Annotated in this window: 21 protein-coding genes and 1 tRNA gene; 11 read left to right on the top strand and 11 right to left on the bottom strand. The window is 71.9% G+C overall.

Annotated features, from left to right (window positions below; genetic code table 11):
- Nucleotides 1–5: 5 nt before the first annotated feature.
- Together mnmE and QBJ89_RS05820 are read right to left on the bottom strand one after the other, a co-directional pair.
- Nucleotides 6–1,280 (bottom strand): tRNA uridine-5-carboxymethylaminomethyl(34) synthesis GTPase MnmE, encoded by a 1,275-nt coding sequence (gene mnmE, locus QBJ89_RS05825; RefSeq protein WP_277979585.1) that lies wholly within the window; start codon nt 1,278–1,280, stop codon nt 6–8.
- The gene (locus QBJ89_RS05820) at nt 1,281–1,514 is read right to left on the bottom strand and encodes a DUF6489 family protein (protein WP_277979584.1); all 234 of its coding nucleotides are present in this window, start codon (nt 1,512–1,514) and stop codon (nt 1,281–1,283) included.
- Between the two features lie 122 nt (nt 1,515–1,636).
- Between QBJ89_RS05820 and QBJ89_RS05815 the strand changes: the two genes are divergently transcribed.
- A complete protein-coding gene (locus tag QBJ89_RS05815) occupies nt 1,637–2,329 on the top strand; it encodes a dienelactone hydrolase family protein (protein WP_277979583.1) in 693 nt (230 codons plus the stop codon).
- A gap of 7 nt (nt 2,330–2,336) precedes the next feature.
- Here QBJ89_RS05815 and QBJ89_RS05810 read toward each other — a convergent pair whose 3' ends face one another.
- Nucleotides 2,337–2,861, bottom strand: a complete 525-nt coding sequence (locus QBJ89_RS05810) for a thiamine phosphate synthase (RefSeq protein WP_277979582.1) — start codon at nt 2,859–2,861, stop codon at nt 2,337–2,339.
- Nucleotides 2,862–2,883: 22 nt separating this feature from the next.
- Here QBJ89_RS05810 and QBJ89_RS05805 point away from each other — a divergent pair, with 22 nt between their 5' ends.
- Together QBJ89_RS05805 and QBJ89_RS05800 are read left to right on the top strand one after the other, a co-directional pair.
- Nucleotides 2,884–3,564 carry a YggS family pyridoxal phosphate-dependent enzyme gene (locus QBJ89_RS05805; protein WP_277979581.1) on the top strand — a complete coding sequence of 227 codons (681 nt, stop codon included), beginning with the start codon at nt 2,884–2,886 and terminating at the stop codon, nt 3,562–3,564.
- Between the two features lie 8 nt (nt 3,565–3,572).
- Nucleotides 3,573–4,280 (top strand): HAD family hydrolase, encoded by a 708-nt coding sequence (locus tag QBJ89_RS05800; RefSeq protein WP_431522515.1) that lies wholly within the window; start codon nt 3,573–3,575, stop codon nt 4,278–4,280.
- Here QBJ89_RS05800 and pdeM read toward each other — a convergent pair.
- Nucleotides 4,242–4,919 carry a ligase-associated DNA damage response endonuclease PdeM gene (gene pdeM, locus QBJ89_RS05795; protein WP_277979579.1) on the bottom strand — a complete coding sequence of 226 codons (678 nt, stop codon included), beginning with the start codon at nt 4,917–4,919 and terminating at the stop codon, nt 4,242–4,244. The two genes, QBJ89_RS05800 and pdeM, sit on opposite strands and share 39 nt — an antisense overlap.
- 86 nt (nt 4,920–5,005) lie before the next feature.
- Here pdeM and QBJ89_RS05790 point away from each other — a divergent pair, with 86 nt between their 5' ends.
- Complete coding sequence (locus tag QBJ89_RS05790) at nt 5,006–5,512, top strand: MmcB family DNA repair protein (RefSeq protein WP_277979578.1); 507 nt, start codon at nt 5,006–5,008, stop codon at nt 5,510–5,512.
- A gap of 29 nt (nt 5,513–5,541) precedes the next feature.
- Here the strand turns inward: QBJ89_RS05790 and QBJ89_RS05785 are convergent, their stop codons facing one another.
- Nucleotides 5,542–6,147: an ankyrin repeat domain-containing protein gene (locus QBJ89_RS05785; protein WP_277979577.1), complete on the bottom strand. Its 606-nt coding sequence runs from the start codon at nt 6,145–6,147 to the stop codon at nt 5,542–5,544.
- Between the two features lie 75 nt (nt 6,148–6,222).
- Between QBJ89_RS05785 and QBJ89_RS05780 the strand changes: the two genes are divergently transcribed.
- The 3 genes from QBJ89_RS05780 to QBJ89_RS05770 are packed head-to-tail and all read left to right on the top strand — an operon-like array spanning nt 6,223 to nt 7,974.
- Complete coding sequence (locus QBJ89_RS05780; RefSeq protein ID WP_277979576.1) at nt 6,223–6,813, top strand: SCO family protein; 591 nt, start codon at nt 6,223–6,225, stop codon at nt 6,811–6,813.
- Complete coding sequence (locus QBJ89_RS05775; RefSeq protein WP_277979575.1) at nt 6,801–7,244, top strand: YcgN family cysteine cluster protein; 444 nt, start codon at nt 6,801–6,803, stop codon at nt 7,242–7,244. The genes QBJ89_RS05780 and QBJ89_RS05775 overlap by 13 nt, the downstream gene beginning before the upstream one ends.
- Nucleotides 7,245–7,251: 7 nt before the next feature.
- Nucleotides 7,252–7,974 carry a M48 family metallopeptidase gene (locus QBJ89_RS05770; RefSeq protein WP_277979574.1) on the top strand — a complete coding sequence of 241 codons (723 nt, stop codon included), beginning with the start codon at nt 7,252–7,254 and terminating at the stop codon, nt 7,972–7,974.
- Here the strand turns inward: QBJ89_RS05770 and QBJ89_RS05765 are convergent.
- The 6 genes from QBJ89_RS05765 to QBJ89_RS05740 form a co-directional block, all read right to left on the bottom strand.
- Nucleotides 7,920–10,121, bottom strand: a complete 2,202-nt coding sequence (locus QBJ89_RS05765) for a transglycosylase domain-containing protein (RefSeq protein WP_431522513.1) — start codon at nt 10,119–10,121, stop codon at nt 7,920–7,922. The genes QBJ89_RS05770 and QBJ89_RS05765 overlap by 55 nt on opposite strands.
- A 281-nt stretch (nt 10,122–10,402) precedes the next feature.
- Complete coding sequence (locus tag QBJ89_RS05760) at nt 10,403–11,485, bottom strand: NAD(P)/FAD-dependent oxidoreductase (RefSeq protein ID WP_277979573.1); 1,083 nt, start codon at nt 11,483–11,485, stop codon at nt 10,403–10,405.
- Complete coding sequence (locus QBJ89_RS05755) at nt 11,467–12,117, bottom strand: methyltransferase domain-containing protein (RefSeq protein ID WP_277979689.1); 651 nt, start codon at nt 12,115–12,117, stop codon at nt 11,467–11,469. The genes QBJ89_RS05760 and QBJ89_RS05755 overlap by 19 nt, the downstream gene beginning before the upstream one ends.
- Nucleotides 12,118–12,158: 41 nt before the next feature.
- On the bottom strand, nt 12,159–13,214 hold the full coding sequence (locus QBJ89_RS05750) for a type III polyketide synthase (RefSeq protein WP_277979572.1): 1,056 nt from the start codon (nt 13,212–13,214) through the stop codon (nt 12,159–12,161).
- 112 nt (nt 13,215–13,326) lie between these two features.
- Nucleotides 13,327–13,413, bottom strand: a tRNA-Leu gene (locus QBJ89_RS05745).
- 92 nt (nt 13,414–13,505) lie between these two features.
- On the bottom strand, nt 13,506–14,327 hold the full coding sequence (locus QBJ89_RS05740; protein ID WP_277979571.1) for a zinc-ribbon domain-containing protein: 822 nt from the start codon (nt 14,325–14,327) through the stop codon (nt 13,506–13,508).
- Nucleotides 14,328–14,470: 143 nt separating this feature from the next.
- Between QBJ89_RS05740 and ftsE the strand changes: the two genes are divergently transcribed.
- From ftsE to QBJ89_RS05720, 4 genes are read left to right on the top strand one after another with little or no spacing between them, the layout of a single operon-like run.
- Nucleotides 14,471–15,181 (top strand): cell division ATP-binding protein FtsE, encoded by a 711-nt coding sequence (gene ftsE, locus QBJ89_RS05735; RefSeq protein WP_277979688.1) that lies wholly within the window; start codon nt 14,471–14,473, stop codon nt 15,179–15,181.
- Nucleotides 15,178–16,050 (top strand): permease, encoded by an 873-nt coding sequence (locus QBJ89_RS05730; RefSeq protein ID WP_277979570.1) that lies wholly within the window; start codon nt 15,178–15,180, stop codon nt 16,048–16,050. Before ftsE ends, QBJ89_RS05730 begins: the two co-directional genes overlap by 4 nt.
- Nucleotides 16,047–16,586 carry a YdcF family protein gene (locus QBJ89_RS05725; RefSeq protein ID WP_277979569.1) on the top strand — a complete coding sequence of 180 codons (540 nt, stop codon included), beginning with the start codon at nt 16,047–16,049 and terminating at the stop codon, nt 16,584–16,586. Before QBJ89_RS05730 ends, QBJ89_RS05725 begins: the two co-directional genes overlap by 4 nt.
- Nucleotides 16,583–17,290, top strand: coding sequence for a lysophospholipid acyltransferase family protein (locus QBJ89_RS05720; RefSeq protein WP_277979568.1), 708 nt, complete (start codon nt 16,583–16,585; stop codon nt 17,288–17,290). Before QBJ89_RS05725 ends, QBJ89_RS05720 begins: the two co-directional genes overlap by 4 nt.
- Nucleotides 17,291–17,375 lie beyond the last annotated feature (85 nt).

Here is a 17,375-nt window from a genome sequence, read left to right as displayed (position 1 = left end):
ACAACTCACTTGCCGAGGCAGAAGCGTCCGAAAAGAGCGTCCAGCATCGCTTCGGTCGGATCTTCGCCCACTAGACTGCCGAGCCGCCGTCGCGCAATGCGCAAATCCTCCGCGCTGATAAGCGCATCTGTCTCACGCAGCGCAGCGCCTAGTAGATCGGAGACCTCCTTGATCACGGTGCGCTGCGCTTCCGCAATGGCGACGTCGGACGTGAATGACAGTAGCTCGCGAGCTTTATCAGCAAGTAGCCCCCACAGGCGTTCGATGGTCTCGATCGATCGCGTCGAGACGACGATGTCTGCGACGCCATTTACCGCGACGTCAGCCTTGGCCGCTACGCGCACTGCCCCTGGCGGCGCCGCTTGCGGGTCACCGAGCCACAAGATCACATCCGCGCGGTCGCTCAGTGCTCGAGCACGGTCAACGCCGATCTGCTCTACCACGTCTGCGGTATCGTCGGTGAGACCCGCCGTGTCACAGAGTCGGTAAGGTATGCCGCCGCGAACGATCTGCGCCTCGATCACGTCGCGCGTCGTCCCGGCGAGGGGGGTTACAATCGCTGCATCGCGGCCGAGCAGCGCGTTGAACAACGACGATTTTCCGGCGTTCGGCGGACCGGCGAGAACAACCAGCATCCCGTCGCGCAGCCGCTCCACCGATGGCTGCGCCAGCAGTGCGACCATCTCACTATGCGTGCCATTGATCATTGCACGCCACGTATCGGCATGATCCGCGGCTACGTCCGCCTCCTCATCATAATCGATCACCGCCTCGATCATGGCTGCGGCGTCACTGAGCGCGCCCATCCAGCCGGTCAGCGTCTTTCCAACTACGCCATCGCTCCTGGCCAGCGCGGCGCGACGTTGATCCTCCGTCTCGGCTTCGAGCAGGTCGGCGAGACCCTCGGCCTGGTCCAAGTCGATCCGGCCGTTCATCAGGGCGCGCCGCGTGAACTCACCGGGCATGGCGCGGCGCACTCGCGGCTGGACGGCGAGCGCGGCGGCGACGGCCGCGACCACCGCCCGCCCGCCATGAAGATGCAGTTCGACGAGGTCCTCCCCCGTTGCGCTGTTCGGGCCGGGAAATACCAGCACCAACGCGCGATCCAGCGCTGTGCTGTCGCCGCTGCGGAGTGTCCGCACGCCGGCTCGGCGGGGCGGGGGCAGCCGCCCCGCCAGCGCCGCAGCCGCCGCTTGCGCATCGGGACCGCTGATGCGCATCACCGCAATCGCTGCGGGCGGTGCGCCGCTCGACAGCGCATAGATCGTTTCCGTGTCCACTCAGCCAGACTTGCCGGCGCTAGCGGTGAACAGCTGGCGCCAGAAGTCCATCCCGGCATCGCCCACGGGAGTCCAACTGCGCATCATCGCAGCGACGGTCTCGGGCGCGACGCGGCCGTCAAGCGCCTCGCGCATCCGCGAGAGATACAAATCGTGCAGCGGCGTGAGATCGGGCAGGCCCATCATCCGGCGCGCCTCTTCGGGCGTACAGTCGAGCTCGATCGTCACCTTCATCGTCGCGGCTCCTTGAGCGCGCCCTGAGGGCGCGATAGCGTGGCGCCGCTTATGCCCGTGATCGTCGCGGCTCCGCAATGTCCGCGGGGCAGCGCGCCGGGCGCCAGGAGAGAGACCCCTGCATGACCGCCCTCGCTACCATCACCGCGCTCGACGGCGGTGACATGCCCGCGTATCGCGCTGATCCCGCCGGCACGCCACGCGGCGCTATCGTCGTGATCCAAGAGATCTTCGGCATCAACGCGGGCATTCGCCGCAAGTGCGACACGCTGGCCGAGGCAGGCTATCTGGCGATCGCGCCCGACCTTTTCTGGCGGATCACGCCGGGGATCGAGCTTGATCCCGATATCGCGCCCGAGATGGAGCGTGCGCTGGCGCTGATCGGCGAGTTCGATCAGGATGGCGGCGTCCGCGATATCGAGGCGGCGATCCGCTACGCGCGCGCCGAGAGCGGGAAGAAGGTCGGCGCGGTCGGCTACTGCCTGGGTGGCCGTCTCGCCTACATGACCGCGGCGCGGACCGACGTCGACGCGAGTGTCGGCTATTACGCCGTGGGGATTGACGGGCTGCTCGGCGAGAAACATGCGATCGCGCGCCCGCTGCTGCTCCACATCGCCGGCGCAGACGGCTTCGTCGACGCGGCGACCCAGCAGGCGATGCACGAGGGCCTCGACGATCATCCGCGCGTGACACTCTACGATTATCCCGGGGAGGATCACGGCTTCGCCACCGAGTTCGGGCGGCGCCGCTCGGACGTGGCGGCCGAGTTGGCGGACGAGCGCACCGCGGCGTTCTTCGCCGAGCACATCGGCTGAGACGGGTTCAGTCGCCGGGGCCGGCCCAGGCGTCGATCGCGGCATAGCCCGCGAAGCCGAGCGCGCGCAGCCGTCGACGGTAGCGGCGCTCGTCAACCCCGCCGAGCGCGACCGCCGCAACCGGCAGCCCGCGCGCGATCGCGGCGGCGCGCAGTGGCCCGAGCGCACGCGCGCCGGGATGCGAGCGGGTCGCAAACACGGGGGAGACGAAGACGACGGCCGCCCCCGCGCGCACCGCGGCGATCGCCTCGGGACGCGAGTGCGCGGGCCAAGTCACCAGACCACTACCGCGCCGCGCGTGGCGGCCGCTCTCGCCGCGCAAGGGGGGCGCGCCGGCACGCACCAGCACCAGCCCGCGCCGACGCGCCACCGCCGCGACACGCGCGAACAGCCGCGCCCGCTCCCGAGCGGGCGTGGCGTGGTGGCGAAAGACGATTCCGCCGCCGCGCGGCAGTCGCTCCAGCGCGCGCCATAATGCCTCACCCTGGCGCTCGTCGGTCATCAGCCAGCGGTCGGGGTGGCGGGCAAGCATCGCGCCACCTATAGCGCCGGGCATGATCCAGGACGACCTCTCCCGCGATGCCGAGGCGCGGCTCGCCGCGGTGCGCGACCGTATCGCCCGCGCCGCTCGCGTGGCGAAACGCGCGCCCGCCGACGTGGCGCTGATCGCGGTATCGAAGACGCATGACGCCGCGGCGATCCGCCCGCTGCTCGCCGCCGGGGTGCGCGACTTCGGCGAGAATCGCGTGCAGGAGGCGCAGGCGAAATGGCCGGCGCTGCGCGAGGACTATCCCGACGCGCGGCTCCACCTGATCGGTCAGCTGCAGTCGAACAAGGCCGGCGATGCGGTCGCGCTGGCGGATGCGATCCACTCGGTCGACCGGCCCTCGCTCGTCGAGGCGCTGGCGCGCGCGATCGCGTCGCAGCGGCGCGCGCCCGACTGTTTCCTCCAGGTCAACATCGGCGCCGAGCCGCAGAAGGGCGGCTGCGCGATCGCGGAGCTGCCGGCGCTGCTGCGCCAGGCGCGTGACGCCGGCCTCCCGGTCGCCGGGCTGATGTGCATTCCGCCCGCCGAGCTCGAGCCCGCGCCCTATCTCGCGCTCTGCGCCAAGCTGGCGCGCGACCACGACCTGAAGGGATTGAGCATGGGAATGTCCGACGATTTCGAGACCGCGGTAACGCTCGGCGCCACTTACGTGCGCGTCGGTTCGGCGCTGTTCGGCGCACGGCGATGAGCGCTGCGATGCCGATCCAGGCGCTGCTCTTCGATTTCGACGGCGTGCTGATCGAAAGCGAGGCCAGCGGCAACCGCCATCTCGCCGATTATCTCACCGCCGCGGGCCATCCCACCTCCGCTGATCAGGCGATGGCGCAGTTCATGGGTCTATCGGGCACCGACTTCACCGGCGCGGTGGAGCGCTGGATCGGGCGCCCGCTGCCCGACGACTTTCGCGCCGCACGGCAGGCCGAGGACGAGCGCTGCCTGGTCGAGGGGATCGCCGAAGTGGAGGGGGCGGCGGCCTTCGTGCGCTCGCTGCCCGACGACCTGCCGCGTGCGGTGGTGTCGTCGAGCCGCGTGCGCTGGATCCGCACGCACCTCCAGCACCTCGGGCTGCTGACGTCGTTCGGCGACCATCTTTATTCGGGCGCGGAGCATGTCGAGCGCGGCAAGCCCGCGCCCGATCTCTATTGGTACGGCGCGGAACGGCTGGGCGTGCCGATCGAGCGCTGCGTGGTGATCGAGGATTCGCCGGTCGGCGCGACCGGAGCGGTGGCGAGCGGGGCCTATGTCATCGGGCTGGTCGCTGCGTCGCATTGCGGGCCGGGTCACGCCGAGCGGCTGCGCGCGATCGGCGTCGACGCCATCGCGCGCGACTATGACGAGGTCGCCGCGCTGCTGACCCGGCTGCGCTCAGGCGGCGAGCGGAAAGCGCAGCAGCCGGTCGGGTAGAGCGACCAGCGCCTCGGCGGGTCCGCCCGCGGCGCGAACGATCTCGGGATGGGTCGCGTCCAGCCCGCCGGTGAGCGCGCCGAAGGCGGGGAGGATCAACTTGCGCGGGCCGGCGATGAAGCAACGCCGTGCCACCAGCTTGCCGCGCACGCGCACGCGCAACTTCGGATGAAAATGGCCCGACAGCTCGGGCCGCATCTCGCCGCGCGCCGCCTCGTGGCGCAGCACGACTCCGTCCACCAGCGCCTCGTCGACCGCCTCGCCGCCGCAGCGGTCGACATAGACGCGGTCGTGGTTGCCCGTGATCCAGGTCCAGCGCGTCGCGGCGGTCAGCCGGGTGAGCAGGGCGCGCGCGTCGGCGGGTAGGCGGTCGCATCCCTCGACGTCGTGGAAGCTGTCGCCCAGGCACCACGCTTCCTCCGGCGCGAGTGAATCGACCAGCGCGGCGAGACCGGTCAGCGTCCCGATCGAGTCATAAGGCGGCAGCATCTGCCCGCCGCGTGCGTACCAGCTCGCCTTTTCAAGGTGCAGGTCGGCTACCAGCAGCGCGCGTCGCGCCGGCCAGTAGAGCGCGCCCTGCGGCAGCGCACACCAGTCGTGGCCGGCGAAGGCGAGGGCGGCGAACGGAACGGGAACCATCCCACCGTCCATGCCCGAGGCGGCGGGCGCGTTCAACCACTTGCGTGCGCCTGCCGACTCTTCAGGGCTTTGCCAGCGTTCGCGGGATGTTCTATCGCGCTGCGATGCTCACCACACCCGAATCGTGCGTCGACTCACCCGGCCCGATGTGCGCGGCCGATGTCGCACGCGGCGTAACGCGGATGCTGTTGCGCCACGAGCTCACCGCGATCGCCGAGGTGCCGCTCGACGGCGGGCGGCGTGCCGACCTCATGGCGCTCGACCAGCGTGGCCAGTTGGTGATCGTCGAGATCAAGGTGTCGCGCGCCGACCTGCTCGGCGACGCCAAGTGGCAGGACTATCTCGCGCACTGCGACCGCTTCTACTGGGCGGTGCCGGCCGGGTTCGACGCCGCGCCGATTGACGGTGCCGCCTTCCTGCCCGAGCGCACCGGGCTGATCGTCGCCGATCGCTACGACGCCGCGATCGTGCGCGAGGCGCGCACCGAGCCGCTCGCCGCACACGTACGAAAGCGCTGCACGCTCGCCTTCGCGCGCCGCGCCGCGCGCCGCCTGATCGCGGTGCACGATCCCGAGGCGGTGCAGGGCTTCTGAGCGGGCCCGCCACAGCGCGCGCCGGCCGCTCACATCCGCGGGCCGGCCACCGCGCGCTGGGTCTTCGCCGGCGTCTCGTCGAGCACCTTGGCGATCGCGGTCGAGCGCGTGTCGCGTTTGGCATAGTCGCGCGCGGACATGCCCGCGACGTTGTCGGGCTGGTCGGGATTTCCCCCTGCCGCCAACACCGCGCGGACCAGCGTCAGGTCGCGGCGCTGCACCGCGCGGATCAGCGGGGTCTCGCCGCTGCCGTCGGCGAGATTGGCATTGGCCTTGGCGTTGGCGAGGATCTGCACCATCTCGGGCTGGCCGGCCTGGACCGCGAGCATCATCGGCGTCTCGCCCTCGCGGTCGCGCAGATTGGGGTCGGCGCCCTTGGCGAGCAGGTAGCGCAGATAGGCCGAGTCGCCGCGTTTGACGACGATGTGGAGCGCGCCCTCGCCGGTGGTGACGTCGCGCGTGTTGATGATCGTCTGGCCGGGCTGATCGAGCGTCGCGATCACCGCGTTGCCGTCGCCCTTCCGAATCGACTCGAGGAACTTGTAGCTCTGCGACTGCTGCTGCGCCGTGGCGGGGAGGGGGAGTGTGCCGAGCGGGAGCAGCAGCGCGGCGGCAGGAAGCAGGCGGCGGATCATGGTTCGGGCGGTCTCGCGTCGGCGGAGCGGAAAGGGTTGCGGGATGGGCTATAACGCATCACATCTGCCGCCACCATGAACATGCGTCGTCCCATCGCCGCCGCGCTGTCGCTCGCGCTGGCCGGAACGGTGGCGGCCTGCTCGAGCGAGCCGGCCGCCACCCCGCCGCTCGCCGGCGCACGCATCGGCGGCGCCTTTGCGCTGACCGACCAGGAAGGGCGCGCGCGCACCGAGCGCGACTTCGCCGGGCAGTATCGCATCGTCTATTTCGGCTATACCTTCTGCCCCGACGTCTGCCCCACCGACGTGCAGAACATCGCCGCGGGGCTGCGGCTGATCGAGCGGAGCAATGCCGCGCTGGCGGCGCGAATCACACCGATCTTCGTCACGGTCGACCCGGCGCGCGACACGCCCGCCGCGCTCAAGCGCTTCGTCTCGGCCTTCCACCCGCGGCTGGTCGGGTTGACCGGCTTGCCGCCGCAGATCGCCGCCGCAGCCAAGACGTTCGGCATTTATTACGCGCGCGGCAAGGGCAACGCCGATGGCTATCTGATGGACCACAGCCGCCAGATCTATCTGTTCGATCCGCAGGGTAAGCCGCTCGCGCTGTTGCCCGAGGGGCCGCCGCAGGCGATCGCCGACGAGGTGACGAAATGGGCGCATTGACCGGCCGCTTCTGGGAGGACGTGCCGCTCGACCGGCTCGACCGCGCGCAGTGGGAGGCGCTGTGCGACGGCTGCGGCAAATGCTGCCTGCACAAGCTGGAGGACGAGGACACCGGCGAGCTGGTCGCCACCAACGTCGCTTGCCGCCTGCTCGATCGCCGCAGCGGGCAATGTTCCAACTACCGCCACCGCCGCGCTTATGTGAGCGAGTGCGTGCGGCTGACGACGAGCAACGTCGACTCGATCGACTGGCTGCCCTCCACCTGCGCCTATCGCCTGCGCGCGAATGGCGAGCCGCTGCCCGACTGGCATTATCTGGTCAGCGGTGACCGCGAGGCGGTGCATCGCGCGGGCCAGTCGGTGCGCGGCTGGACGATCAGCGAGGACGACGCGGGCGACCTGGAACATCATATCGTCGATCGCGATCTCTGATCCGGCCGTGACCGGCGCGACGATCCCCGCGGACTCGATCGAGCTGGTCCGCAACCCGCGCGCGCGGCGGGCCCGGCTTTCGTTCGATCCGACCAGTGGACGCGTGCGGCTGACGCTGCCGCCGCGCGCCTCCGCTGCCAAGGCGCTGGCCTGGGCGGTCGGGCAGCGCGCCTGGCTCGACGCCCAGCGCGCTTTGCTGCCGCAGCCGCGGCCGTTCGTCCCCGGCGCGACGCTGGCGATCGACGACGCGGCGCTGACGATCACGTGGCGGGCGGGCGCACCGCGGCTGCCGCGGGTCGAGGGCGATCGGCTCGTCGTCGGCGGCCCGGCGGAGATGGTCGAGCGGCGTGTTGCGGCATGGCTGCGACGCACGGCGTTGGCGATGCTGGAGGAGGATACCGCGTATTACGCCGCGCTCGCCGGCGTGACGGTCAGCGCGGTGAGCGTCGGCGACCCGCGCGGGCGCTGGGGCAGCTGTGCGCACCATGGCGCGATCCGCTACAGCTGGCGGCTGGTGCTGGCGCCGCGCGCAGTGCGTCGCGCCACCGCCGCGCACGAGGTGGCGCATCGGGTCCATATGGACCATTCGCTGCGCTTCCACGCGCTGGTGGCCAAGCTCTACGGCCGTGATCCTGCGTCTGAGCGCGCCTGGCTACGCGCCAACGGCGCCGCACTTCACTGGTACGGGCGATCGCCCGATGGGTCTCCGGAGGGCGCGCGCGACGGCTGACCGCGCGGTGCGGCGCGGTCGCGGCCCTGATCGCGGCCCTGATCGCGCTGGGGCCGGCCGGTGACTCGATCGAGCCAGTCCTGGTCGAGTCGCTGCGCCGGGGCCGGCGGCGGGGTGGCGCGCGCGTCGGTGCCGTCGTCGGGCGCGGCATCGTCGTCGCGCGCGCGCGGCACCGGCTGCACCACCGGTCGCTCGGGGCCGAACACCGGCGCCTGCGGCTCGGCCGCAGCGCCTGGGTCGATCGCGAGGCCGTCGTCGCCGACGAAGCTGCTGTTGTCGGGTGCGCCGTAATAGCTCTCGACGTCGGGCTCGAGCTGCGCCTCGGGCAGCGTCACCTGCGTGTCGAACGGCTCGATCGGCCGATTGGCCACCGCCTGGCGCATGAATTGCGCGAAGGCGCGCGCGGGCGCAGTGCCGCCGTGCAGCCCGCCGACCGGCTTGGCATCGTCGCGCCCCATCCACACGCCGGTGGTCAGCCCCGAGGAGAAGCCGAGGAACCAGCCGTCCTTGCTGCTGGTGGTGGTACCGGTCTTGCCCGCCACCGGACGGCCGATCTGCGCGGCGCGGCCGGTACCGGTGTTGACCGTGGTCTGGAGCAGGTCGATCATCTGCGCCGCGACGTTGGGCGCCACCAGCACGTGGCTGCGATCGACCTCGTGGCGGTAGATCTCCTCGCCCTCGGCGGTCACGCGCGTGATCCCGAACGGCGTCACCGCCACGCCCTTGTTGCCGACGCTGGCGAAGGCGCGCGTCATGTCGATCACGCGCACCTCGGAGGTGCCGAGCACCATCGAGGGATGCGTGTTGACCGCGGTGGTGATGCCGAAGCGCCGCGCCATGTCGGCCACTGTCTGAAAGCCGACCGCATAGCCGAGCTTGGCGGCGATGGTGTTGAGCGAGAAGGCGAAGGCGGTGCGCAATGTGACCTCGCCCGAGAAGCGGCGCGAGTCGTTGCGCGGGCTCCAGCCGTCGATCGTCACGGGCTCGTCGATCTCGCGGTCCTCGGGCGTGCGCCCGGCCTCGAGCGCCGACAGGTAGACGAACAGTTTGAACGCCGAGCCGGGCTGGCGCTGCGCCTTGGTGGCGCGATTGTAGTTGGAGCCGACGTAATCGGTACCGCCGACCATCGCGCGCACCGAGCCGTCGCGGTCGAGCGCGACCAGCGCGCCCTGCGCGCCCGCAGGGGCATTGGCGCGCACCGCCTCGTCGGCAGCGCGCTGCATCGCCGGGTCGAGCGTGGTCCACACTTCGAGCGGCTTCTCGGTCTCGTCGATCAACAGCTCTAGCTGGGGCAGCGCCCAGTCGGTGAAATAGCGCACGCTGTTCTGCCGCGGTGCGGGCGCGAGGCGGACGTCGTTGGGATCGGCCGCGGCGGCCTGGCTCGAGGTGATGAAGCCGTTGCGCACCATCTGCTGGATCACCACCCCGGCGCGGCCGACCGCGGCTTCGGCGTCGGCGGTGGGGGAGTAATTGGACGGCGCCTTGACCAGCCCGGCGATCACCGCGGCCTCGGTGAGGCTCAGCTGGCTCGCGCCATGGCCGAAGAACTTCCGGCTCGCGGCGTCGATGCCATAGGCGCCGCCGCCGTAATAGACCTTGTTGAGGTACAGCTCGAGAATTTGGTCCTTGCTGAACTTGCGCTCGATCGCCAGCGCCAGGATCGCCTCGCGGAACTTGCGGCCGAACTTCTTCTGGTTGTTGAGGAAGACCGTACGCGCGAGCTGCTGGGTGATGGTCGAGCCGCCCTGCACCCAATGGCCGCGCTCGTAGCGGACCCCGACCGAGCGGATGATGCCGATCGGATCGACCCCGACGTGGCTGCGAAAGCGGCGGTCCTCCACCGCGATCGTCGCGTCGGACATCACGGCGGGAATGCGATCGTAGCTCAGCCACTGGCCGTAGCTCGGCCCGAGCGAGACCAGCACGCTGCCATCGGCGGCGTGGACCCGCACCATCTGGCCGTTGGGCGAGGATTTTAGCGATTCGAAGCTCGGCAGCTGCGAGCGCGCGATATAGACCGCCACGACGAGCGCGCCGATCGCGAGTAGGGCGAGCGCCAGCAGCATCTTCAGCGCGACGCTGAGCCGTCGCCGCCACGGGGAGCGCGCCTGTCGCGAGCGGGAGGTGCGGGAGGGGGCGCGGGCCATGGCGTCGGCGTTGGCGGATAGTGGCTTGAGCCAAGCTTAACAAGCGGATTGGCGCGCGATTAACTCGCCGCGGTGATTGCGAAGCGGGGCGGCGTTGTCGCCGCTCGACACGACGGTTTAGGCGCGGAGTGCTTCGAGACGGCGCTTCGACGAACGCAGCGCCTCCTCGGCACAAACGGGAGAGAAACCGGGTTGTCCAGCGCCGCTTGGCTACCGATGAGCTTCCCCATTCCCGCAGGGGCTGAGCTCGGCGAAGCCTCTTCTCGAAGCGTAGCCGCGCACTACTCGCCCCCGATCCGTGTCCAGCGCGCCAGCCGCTCAAGCATTCCAGCGCGGGCGAGCGGCGCCAGCAGCGGCGCGGCGAGCACCGGATGCTCCGCCAGCGCGCGCACCGCCCCCGCGATCGCCAGCGGCGTGCTCGCGCGGCGAGCGAAGCGCGCCTGCCATGATGCCGCCGCCATCCCGCCGCCGTCCTGCCACGCGCGCGCCGCGCTCATGCCGCTCGCCAGCGCGATTCCCATGCCCTCGCCGGCGAGCGAAGGGATCACCGCGGCCTGGTCGCCGAGCCGGAACAACCCGGTTTCACCCGACCGCGCGCGCCAGCCATAAGGCACGTTCGCGACCGCCTCGATCGCGCCCGCGCTCGCATCGCCGAGCCGCTCGCCCAGCGCCGGCGCCTCCGCGGCGAGCGTCTCGAGCAGGCGCGCGGGCGTTCCCGCCGCGCTCAGCCGCGAGCGGCGCAGCGCGAGGCAGATGTTGGTGCTGCCGTCCTCCTGCCGCACCACGCCGGCATAGCCGCCGCGGAACAGGTGGAGCTCGACCGCGTCGCCGACCAGCCGCGCCAGTGCGGGTGAGTCGGCCCGGCGCGTGCGCAGTCCCAAAGCCGGGTCTTGCTGAGGCGCCGGCCGCGCCGAGCCGCGCACGTCATGCTTGCCGTTGGCAAGGAACAGCGCGTCGCTCGCCAACAGCGCGCCGTCGGCGGTGCGCACGGCGCCGTCCTCGACCGCCCGCGCCGCGACGCCGCGCTCCACCGCTGCGCCCGTCGCCACAGCGTGCGCGAGCAGCAGCGAGTCGAGCCGGTGGCGCGAGACGCCGCGCGCGGGCGCGGGCAGCGGCGCCTCGACCACGCGCCCCGCGGCGAACAGGCGCACGCGTCGCACCACCGCGGCGCCGAGCGCGTCCGGGTCGATGCCGAGCCGCTCCACCGCCGCCAGCGTGCGCCAGCTAAGGAAACCGCCGCAAAGGGCGTCGCCGGTGTCGCGCGTGCGCTCGATCACCAGCGCACGCGTGCCGCGCTGCGCCAGCGTGATCGCCGCGGCCGCACCCGCGGGACCGCCGCCAAGGATCAGCGGCGCTCGACGCATAGCCGGAACGGGAAGGCGCGATAGACGCGGGCGTCACGCACGCCCGCCGCGGCGAGCAGCGGACTCCACTCGTCGGGCCGATAGCTGCGCGCGATCGAGACATGGCCGTCATGGCGCACGATCGGGTGCCAGCCGAAGCCGCGCGCCAGCACCGGCCAGGCGCGGTAGGCGACGACGTGTCGGTGAAGGTCGCTGACCAGCCAGCCGACGCGCGCGTGCCGCTCCATCCAGGCGAGGAAAGCGACCAGCTCGTCGCGCGACATATGGTGCGCGACCAAGCTCGAGATCACCAGGTCCCACGGCTCGTCGCCGAGCGCGTGATAGTCGCCGACGCGCCAGTCGATTCCGAATTCTGCCGGACTGTGCGCCAGCGCGGCGGCGCGGCTGCGCTCGTTCTGGTCGATGCCGACGAGCTCGAGGGCGACGCCGCGTCGCGCCCCCCAGCGCGCGATCCGCCGCAGCATGTCGCCGTCGCCATAGCCGACGTCGAGCAGCCGATAGCGACCGCCAGGCCGGCAGGTGCGGCGCAGGAAAGCGAGCGTGGGGCGCGCGGCGAGCGTCACGACATTGACCCGGGCGAGATCGGCCACGACCGCCGCATAGGTCGCGGGCGCAAGATCGTCCGCGTCCATCAGCTCGTCCGCGATTCGCCGCTCGGCGAGCGGGGACGCGCTCACGGCGCGGTACGGAAGGCGATCCCCTCCGCCGCCATGCCCGGACCGAAGGCGAGCGCCACGCCGTGTCGCACCGCCGCACCGCGGAGCACGCGCGCGAGCACGAAGAGCAACGTCGCCGAGGACATGTTGCCGCAGTCGCGCAGCACCGCGCGCGATTCGGCCAGCGCCTCGCGGGGCAGCGCCAGCGCCTGCTCGACCGAATCGAGGATCGAGCGACCGCCGGCATGCACCGCCCAGCGGTCCACCGGCGCGCCGCCGGTGAGCGCGTCGACCAGCGCGCGGTCGCGCAGCGCGCCGCCGAGCCGCCCCGGCACCTCCCCCGAGAGATGCATCGCGAAGCCGCGGTCGGTGATGTCCCAGCGGATCAGCGAGTCCGATTCCGCCAGCGCGGCGCTGAACGGCCGCTCCAGCGCGAGCCCGCCCGGTGCGGCGGTGACCAGCGCGGCGGCGGCGCCGTCGCCGAACTGGAGCATGGCGAGCAGCGGCTCCAGCTCGTCGCTCGCCTGGAGGTGGAGCGTCGACAGCTCCACCGTCACCACTAGGACGCGCGCCGCCGGTTCGGAGCGGACGATGTGGCGCGCGGTGCGCAGCGCGACCACCGCGGCGTAGCAGCCCATGAAGCCGATCAGCGTTCGCTCCACCGTCGCCGCCAGCCCGAGCCGTCGCGCGATGATCTGGTCGACCCCCGGCGCGACGAAGCCGGTGCAGCTTGCCACGACGAGATGCGTGATGCCGTCTAGCCCGACCTGCTCGGCCAGTGCGCCGACTGCGGCGAGCGCGAGGACCGGGGCCGCCGCGGCGTACAGCGCCATGCGGGCGCCGGTGCCGGGCAGCGTCTCGGCGGCATAGAAGCCCCCCGCGGCGACCGGCGAACCCGCGCTCTCGGGCAGCACCGACCAGCGATGCACGATGCCCGCCCGCGCGGCCATCCGCTCGAACAGCCGCGCGGGCCGCTCAGGCAGGCGATGGCGTGCCCAGTCGACAAAGTCGGTGTGGATGTCGTGCGTCGGCGTCGCGGTGCCGATCGCTTGCAGGTACGCGGTACAAGTCATACGCGAGGCATAACGCTCGGGAGCGGCGCTCGGCGCCGACGAGCGGCTGTTCCCGCTTGGGACGAGCCGCGCGGACCGGCCGGTCCGCGGTTCCCGCGCCTAGGCGGGAAGGTGGTGCGGTCGAGAAGACTCGAACTTCCACGTCCTTTCGGACACAACGACCTCAACGTTGCGCGTCTACCAATTCCGCCACGACCGCACGTGATGTCCGCCGGGGCAGGCCCGGCGGCTGGCAGGAGCGGGCCCCTAGCAAAGCCCTGGGGGGCTGGCAACACGCTTTCGTCGCCCGGCTCAGCTTTCCTCGCCGACGAAGCTGAGGTCGAGCCGCTTCGACGTGGCGGGAACGTCGACTTGCGCCGAGTTGAAGTCGAGTTCGCCATTGGGCAGCAGGGTGCGCTGCTGCGGGGTGATCGTCCAGCTGAACACGATCTTGCCCTGCGCATCGCGCAGGTCGGCGCGGATGTCCGGAACGCGCTGGCGCGTCGCCGAAGGGTTGGTGATCTGCCCGCTGACCGCGAACAGCTCCGAGCCATTGGCCATCTTGCGGCGCTCGATCGGGTGATCGACGATGCGCAACGGCAGCTCGGCCGGCCCGATCGAGAGGCCGACCTGCTGCGCCAACCCGGGCGCGGTGGTCCACAGGATCACCGCGACCGCGGCGAGCATCAGCAGCCCGGCGGCGAGGCTGGCGATGGTGCGCATCCGCGCGGTGTTGCGCTCGGGCCGGAACGGCGGGCGGTGCGCGAAGGCGTCGTAGCCGGCGGCGACCGCGGAGGGCTCGGGATCGGCCTCGACCAGCGCGGGCGCGATCGGCGAGGGCGGGGTTGAAAGCGGCGCCGGTGCCGCGATCGGCGGCGGCACGGCGACCGGCTCGGCAACGCGCGAGGCAGGGACGGGAGCCGGCTCGGGCTCGGACGGGTAGGCGGCCGGAACGGCGACACCAGGGGACCCGAGCTCCTCTTCCTCCTCATAGTCGTCGACGAGAAGCTCGTCCTGCGGCTCCTGGTACCAGCTGTGGCGGCAATTGGCGCAGCGCACGGTGCGGCCGGTCGCACCGACCGTGCCGTCCGGCACCTGATAGCGCGCGCGACATTCGGGACATTCGATGATCATGGCGGGCCACCGGCAGGAACTGATCGCGATTCTAAGCACGTGCGAGCCACCTGAGGCAAGCGGCCCGTCGCCTGCTTGATGCGCGCGGGCACGCGTGCGATGGCGGGGGAGCGATGCGCAGGCGAGAGGTGGTGAGCGGCCGGGTGGCGGGGATCGTCCAGTTCGAGAATGTCGGGCTGCGCTACGGCCAGGGCGAGGAGGTGCTGCGCGACGTCAGCTTCGCGCTCGCGCCCGGCGAATTCTATTTCCTCACCGGCGCGAGCGGCGCGGGCAAGACCTCGCTGCTGAGCCTGCTCTACCTCGCGCAGCGCCCGAGCCGCGGCATCATCCGGCTGTTCGGCGAGGATGTGGTGACGCTGCCGCGCGCGCGCATGCCCGGGTTCCGCCGCCGCATCGGCGTGGTCTACCAGGACTTCCGCCTCGTGCCGCACCTCAGCATCGCCGACAACGTGGCGCTGCCGCTGCGCATCGCCGGGGCCGACGAGTCCGACGTCGCCGAGGCGGTGCACGAGATGCTCGCCTGGGTCGGCCTGTCACACCGTGCCACGGCCCGGCCCGTGACGCTCTCGGGCGGCGAGCAGCAACGGGTCGCGATTGCGCGCGCCGTAGCGGGGCGGCCCGAGCTGCTGCTGGCCGATGAGCCCACCGGCAACGTCGACGAGGCGATGGCCGATCGGCTGATGCAATTGTTCACCTCGCTGAACGGTCTCGGCACCACGGTGGTGGTGGCGACGCACGACCCGCAGCTGCTGCGACAGGTGAAGGCCGCGCAGCTGATGCGGCTGGCCGACGGGCGTTTGCTCGACCCGACCGGCGCGCTGCGCTTCCCGCCGGCGCGGGTGAGCATGGCATGAGCACGGCGATCGCCCGCGTGCTCGACCCGACGCGCGCCGGGCGCGCGATGGTGGGCGTGCTCGCCATCATGCTGTTCATGACGCTGCTCGCGGCGGCGGCGGGGATCGGCGCGGGACGCGGCGCGGCGGCGCTGGGCGCGCGGCTGAGCGGTCGCGCGACGGTGCAGCTCACCGATGCCGATCCCGTCGCGCGCACGGCGGCGGCGGCGCGCGCGCTGGCGGCGCTGCGCTCCTCGTCCGCGGTGACGAGCGCGCGCGCGGTACCGCGCGCCGAACTGGAGAAGCTGGTGGCGCCCTGGCTCGGCAGCGCGGCGGACGATCCCGACCTGCCGATGCCCGAACTGATCGATCTCGAGCTCGCACCCGGCGACGACGCGCTCGCGACGGCGCGCGCGGTGCTGCGCCGCGCCGCGCCAAGCGCCGTGATCGACTCGCACGGCGCCGCGGTGGCGCCGCTGGCGCGGCTGCTGCGCGTCGCCGCGGTGGTCGCCGCCGCTGCCGCGGCGCTGATGGTGGCTGCCAGCGCTGCGGTGGTGGTACTCGCCGCGCGGGCCGGGCTGGAGGCGCACCGCGCGACGATCGCGGTGATCCACGGGCTCGGTGCGACCGATATCCAGGTTGCGGGTCTGTTCCAGCGCCGCGTCGCACGCGATGCCGCAACCGCCGCGCTGGTCGCGACCGCATCCGCCGGCGCGGCTACAGCACTGCTGGTGCGCCCTTTCGCCGCGGGTAGCGGCGCGCTCGGCGACGCCGTCGCGCTCGGCGCGCAGGGCTGGGGCGTGCTCGCGGCGCTGCCCTTCGCCTTCGTCGGCTTCGCGGCGCTGGTGGCACGCCGCACCGTCACCCACGCGCTGGCACGAACGCTGTGATCAAGCGGCTGGCCGCGCTGGCGCTGCTCGGCTGGGCGCTGGGCTTCGCATTGTTCATGCTGGCGCTGCCGGGCACCCCCGACGCGGCGCTGCGCACCGACGCGATTGTGGTGCCGACCGGGGCGGCGGGGCGGATCGCGCGCGGTCTCGACCTGCTGGAGCAGCATCGCGCGCGGCGCATGCTGGTGACCGGCACCGCGCCGGGCGTCACGCGCGCCGATCTCGCGCGCATCAGCGGCCATGCCGGCACCTTCGCCTGCTGCGTCGACCTCGGTGCCGAGGCGGTCGACACGCGCGGCAACGCCGAGGAGACCGCTGTCTGGGTCAAGGCGCATGGCTATCGCTCGATCCGGCTGGTCACCTCCGACTGGCACGCCCGCCGCGCCGCGCTGGAGCTCGCCGCCGCGCTCGGCACCTCGGTGAGCGTCGCGGTCGAAGGCGTGCCGAGCGAGCCGACACTGGCGCAGGCGGTCAACGAGTATAACAAGCTGCTGCTGCGCGCGGTGGTGCTGGGGTGGGAGCGGATGAGACGGTGAACGCGCTGAGATCCTGGCTCTTCCGGCTGGTGTTCTACGCCGGCTCGGTACCGATCGTGCTGGTCGTGCCGATCGTCGCGCTGTTCGGCCAGCGCGCGATGATCCCTTACGCGCACGTATGGTCCTATTATCATCGCTGGGCGGCCGCGACCTTTCTCCGCGTCCGTCCGCGGCTGGTGGGCGAGCTGCCTGCCGGGCCGGTGCTTTACGCGGTCAAGCACGAGGCGATGTACGAGACGGTCGAGCTCCAGCCGCTGCTGCGCGGCCCGGCGGTGGTGCTCAAGCGCGAGCTGTGGCGCATCCCTTTCTGGGGCTATGCGACGCGGGTCTATGGCGGCATTCCGGTCGATCGCGAGGCCTCGGCCGGCGCGCTGCGCCAAATGGTGCGCGACGCGAAGGTGGCGCGCGCGGCACGGCGCTCGGTGATCGTCTATCCCGAGGGCACCCGCGTGCCGCACGGCGAGGCGCCGCCGCTGCGTTCGGGGTTCGCCGGGCTGTACAAGGCGCTGGGCTATCCGGTGGTGCCGATCGCGCTCGATAGCGGACGGCTCGGGTTGCGGCGCGGCACGGTGACACCGGGCGAGGTGACGATCCTGCTCGGTGAGCCGATCCCGCCCGGTCTGCCGCGCCGCGAGATCGAGGCACGCGTGCATGCGGCGATCAATGCGCTGAACACGGGGTCTGCGAGCACCGGTGCGGCCTAGACGTCGATTGTGACCGTTGGCGTCCTCCAGAGCTCGTCTCAGGATACACCGCGCCGCACATCCTGACACCGTGGCGCTTGCGGGC

This window comes from Sphingomonas phyllosphaerae (genome assembly GCF_029623345.1).
Lineage (GTDB): Bacteria > Pseudomonadota > Alphaproteobacteria > Sphingomonadales > Sphingomonadaceae > Sphingomonas > Sphingomonas phyllosphaerae_C.
The sequence above is the reverse complement of the archived record's forward strand: the minus strand, read 5'-3'. Positions and strand labels throughout refer to the sequence as shown.

Excerpts from the sequence above, each read along its gene's own strand:
- QBJ89_RS05820 (WP_277979584.1), bottom strand. The coding sequence starts at position 1,514 with ATGAAGGTGACGATCGAGCTCGACTGTACGCCCGAAGAGGCGCGCCGG.
- QBJ89_RS05815 (WP_277979583.1), top strand. The coding sequence starts at position 1,637 with ATGACCGCCCTCGCTACCATCACCGCGCTCGACGGCGGTGACATGCCC.
- QBJ89_RS05810 (WP_277979582.1), bottom strand. The coding sequence starts at position 2,861 with ATGCTTGCCCGCCACCCCGACCGCTGGCTGATGACCGACGAGCGCCAG.
- QBJ89_RS05805 (WP_277979581.1), top strand. The coding sequence starts at position 2,884 with ATGATCCAGGACGACCTCTCCCGCGATGCCGAGGCGCGGCTCGCCGCG.
- QBJ89_RS05800 (WP_431522515.1), top strand. The coding sequence starts at position 3,573 with ATGCCGATCCAGGCGCTGCTCTTCGATTTCGACGGCGTGCTGATCGAA.
- pdeM (WP_277979579.1), bottom strand. The coding sequence starts at position 4,919 with ATGGTTCCCGTTCCGTTCGCCGCCCTCGCCTTCGCCGGCCACGACTGG.
- QBJ89_RS05790 (WP_277979578.1), top strand. The coding sequence starts at position 5,006 with ATGTTCTATCGCGCTGCGATGCTCACCACACCCGAATCGTGCGTCGAC.
- QBJ89_RS05785 (WP_277979577.1), bottom strand. The coding sequence starts at position 6,147 with ATGATCCGCCGCCTGCTTCCTGCCGCCGCGCTGCTGCTCCCGCTCGGC.
- QBJ89_RS05780 (WP_277979576.1), top strand. The coding sequence starts at position 6,223 with ATGAACATGCGTCGTCCCATCGCCGCCGCGCTGTCGCTCGCGCTGGCC.
- QBJ89_RS05775 (WP_277979575.1), top strand. The coding sequence starts at position 6,801 with ATGGGCGCATTGACCGGCCGCTTCTGGGAGGACGTGCCGCTCGACCGG.
- QBJ89_RS05765 (WP_431522513.1), bottom strand. The coding sequence starts at position 10,121 with ATGGCCCGCGCCCCCTCCCGCACCTCCCGCTCGCGACAGGCGCGCTCC.
- QBJ89_RS05760 (WP_277979573.1), bottom strand. The coding sequence starts at position 11,485 with ATGCGTCGAGCGCCGCTGATCCTTGGCGGCGGTCCCGCGGGTGCGGCC.
- QBJ89_RS05755 (WP_277979689.1), bottom strand. The coding sequence starts at position 12,117 with ATGGACGCGGACGATCTTGCGCCCGCGACCTATGCGGCGGTCGTGGCC.
- QBJ89_RS05750 (WP_277979572.1), bottom strand. The coding sequence starts at position 13,214 with ATGACTTGTACCGCGTACCTGCAAGCGATCGGCACCGCGACGCCGACG.
- QBJ89_RS05740 (WP_277979571.1), bottom strand. The coding sequence starts at position 14,327 with ATGATCATCGAATGTCCCGAATGTCGCGCGCGCTATCAGGTGCCGGAC.
- QBJ89_RS05730 (WP_277979570.1), top strand. The coding sequence starts at position 15,178 with ATGAGCACGGCGATCGCCCGCGTGCTCGACCCGACGCGCGCCGGGCGC.